The sequence below is a fragment of the Parafrankia sp. EUN1f genome, from assembly GCF_000177675.1.
GTDB lineage: Bacteria > Actinomycetota > Actinomycetes > Frankiales > Frankiaceae > Parafrankia.
This window is the reverse complement of sequence record NZ_ADGX01000338.1, coordinates 1-2,331: the sequence shown is the minus strand read 5'-3', so window position 1 is coordinate 2,331 and position 2,331 is coordinate 1. Positions and strand designations below refer to the sequence as shown.

Here is a 2,331-nt window from a genome sequence, read left to right as displayed (position 1 = left end):
CGATCGCGGCCCGGCTGGCCTGCGGTGATGACGTACCCTCCGCGGTCAGGGCCGCCAAGACCTACGTGACCGGGGCGCTCGCCGCGGGCTTCCCCCTCGGCGCGGGCATCGGCCCGGTGGATCACGCCTACCTGACCCGGCGGCCGGCCCAGGCCCCCGGTCCCACCCGCGAGACCGACCCGGCGGGGCCGTGAGGCCAATGGCGTCGTCTGATTGAATCTCCCCGACTCGAAATACCAGGTGCACAGCAGAGCGCGACGCACCATGAGATGTGACGAACCTTGCATTCTGGCACATCCGACCCATCGCCGTGGAGGCACCTCGTGAGGGAAACCGGTTCCGGTCTGACCACTCCCGCGGGTTCGGGCGACAGCACCCTTTCCGGCCCCGGTACGGCTGCCGGCCCCGGCGCGGCTGCCGGCAGGCACCCCTTCCCGGACCCGCACTGGTACACGATCGCCGGCGGCGCACCGCTCACCGGCTCCGTCGAGGTCTCCGGAGCCAAGAACTCGGTCACCAAGCTCCTCGTCGCCACCCTGCTCACTCCGGAGCCGTGCACCCTCACCAGGGTCCCGCGCATCGTCGAGGTGGACGTCGTCCTCGGCATGCTGGCGGAGCTGGGGACGCAGGTCGAATGGCTGGACGCGCAGACGGTGCGGGTGGCGACACCGACGATCGTCGACGCCTCCCTCTCGGAGGCCTACTCCGGCGTCAACCGCATTCCCATCCTGATGATGGGTCCGTTGCTGCACCGGGTGGGTGAGGCCGTCGTCCCGCTCCCCGGCGGTTGCCGCATCGGCAAGCGCCCGGTCGACTTCCACCTGGTCGGCCTCCGCGCCATGGGTGCCGAGATCATCGAGCAGCTCCGGTCCGTCGAGGTCAAGACGCTCGGCCTGCACGGGGCGCAGGTAACCCTGCCGTTCCCGAGCGTCGGGGCCACGGAGAACCTGTTGCTGGCCGCGGTCCGGGCCAGGGGCACCACGGTGATCTCCAATGCCGCGGTGGAGCCCGAGATCATCGACCTGATCCTTTTCCTGCAGCAGATGGGCGCGCTGGTCGATGTCGAGGTCGACCGCACGATCGTGGTGCAGGGTGTCGAGGCGCTGCACGGTGCGCACCACGCCCCGATCCCGGACCGGATCGAGGTCGCGTCCTTCGCGGCCGCGGCGGTCGCGACGAACGGCCGGGTGGACGTCGTGGGAGCACGCCAGGAGCACGTGGCGACGTTCCTGAACCACCTGCGCCGCCTGGGCGGGGAGTTCGAGGTCAGCCAGCACGGCCTGACCTTCTACCGGGCGCGTGAGCTCACCGCCACCCACGTGCAGACCGACGTCCACCCGGGCTACATGACCGACTGGCAGCAGCCGTTGACAGTGCTGCTCACCCAGGCCAAGGGCGCGTCGGTCATCCACGAGACGATCTACGAGGACCGGTTCGGCTACACCCGCCAGCTCAACGAGATGGGTGCCGACATCGCGCTGTCCACCAGCTGCCTCGGCGGCAAGGCCTGCCGGTTCGCCTCCCGGGACTTCGAGCACTCGGCCGTCGTCAGCGGGCCGACCCCGCTGCGCGCCGCCGACCTGGAGATTCCCGACCTGCGGGCCGGCTTCGCCTACGTGATGGCCGCCCTGGTCGCCGAGGGGTCGAGCCTGATCCGCGGAACCCGCTTCCTGGAGCGCGGCTACGAGGACCCGGTCGGGAAGCTTCGCTCGATCGGCGCCCTGATCGAGACCCGGCCCGCCGACGTCCCGTCCACGCCGGCCACGGCCTCCTGACCAGGCGGCTCCCGACACCGCCGCCGCTTCTGAGCAAGATCTGAGGATCTTGGCTGTTCCTGACCCTGCTGGTTTATTCAGGCTGCGTGGGTGAGGTCGAGCCGGGTGAGGTGGGTGGCGCGGGTCCGGTCGAGGGGCTTGCCGGTCCAGTAGGCATCGAGCCGGATCATGTTGATCGCGGCTGCGGCGATGTTGTGTTCAAGGCTGGTCTTGGGCAGGCCGCGGTAGCGGGCGGTCCGGATGCCCGTGACGTGGGTGGTCTGGCGGATGGTGCCCTCGATCCCGGACCGGGCGGCGTAGCGGCGTTTCCACTCGTCGGTCGTCTGTTCGGCCCTCGCGGTGATGGTGGCTTCGTGGAGGGCACGGTCCCGGAGGGTGATGTGGCGCTGTTGGCCTTTCGTGCACAGGTCCCGGACCGGGCAGGGGCCGCAGGTCGATTTCGTCCAGGTCGCCACGATCACGTCGGTGGTGTGTTGGCGGCACGGGTTCCACGTCGAGCTGGTCTGGCCCTGCGGGCAGGTGCCGCGGCGGCGGTCGAAGTCGAAGGAGAAACTCG

3 protein-coding genes are annotated in these 2,331 nt (G+C 70.1%); 2 read left to right on the top strand and 1 reads right to left on the bottom strand.

What is annotated here, in order from left to right:
* Together FREUN1FDRAFT_RS38870 and murA are read left to right on the top strand one after the other, a co-directional pair.
* Positions 1-194, top strand: a 194-nt coding sequence (locus FREUN1FDRAFT_RS38870; protein WP_006545939.1) for a bifunctional hydroxymethylpyrimidine kinase/phosphomethylpyrimidine kinase, incomplete at its 5' end; no start/stop codon positions are given.
* Positions 195-323: 129 nt separating this feature from the next.
* Positions 324-1,775, top strand: a complete 1,452-nt coding sequence (gene murA, locus FREUN1FDRAFT_RS38865; protein WP_006545938.1) for a UDP-N-acetylglucosamine 1-carboxyvinyltransferase — start codon at positions 324-326, stop codon at positions 1,773-1,775.
* A 77-nt stretch (positions 1,776-1,852) separates the two neighbouring features.
* On the opposite strand, the gene FREUN1FDRAFT_RS38860 is transcribed toward murA, so the two are convergent.
* Positions 1,853-2,331: transposase (locus FREUN1FDRAFT_RS38860; RefSeq protein WP_006545937.1), on the bottom strand; the 479-nt coding region annotated here is incomplete at its 5' end.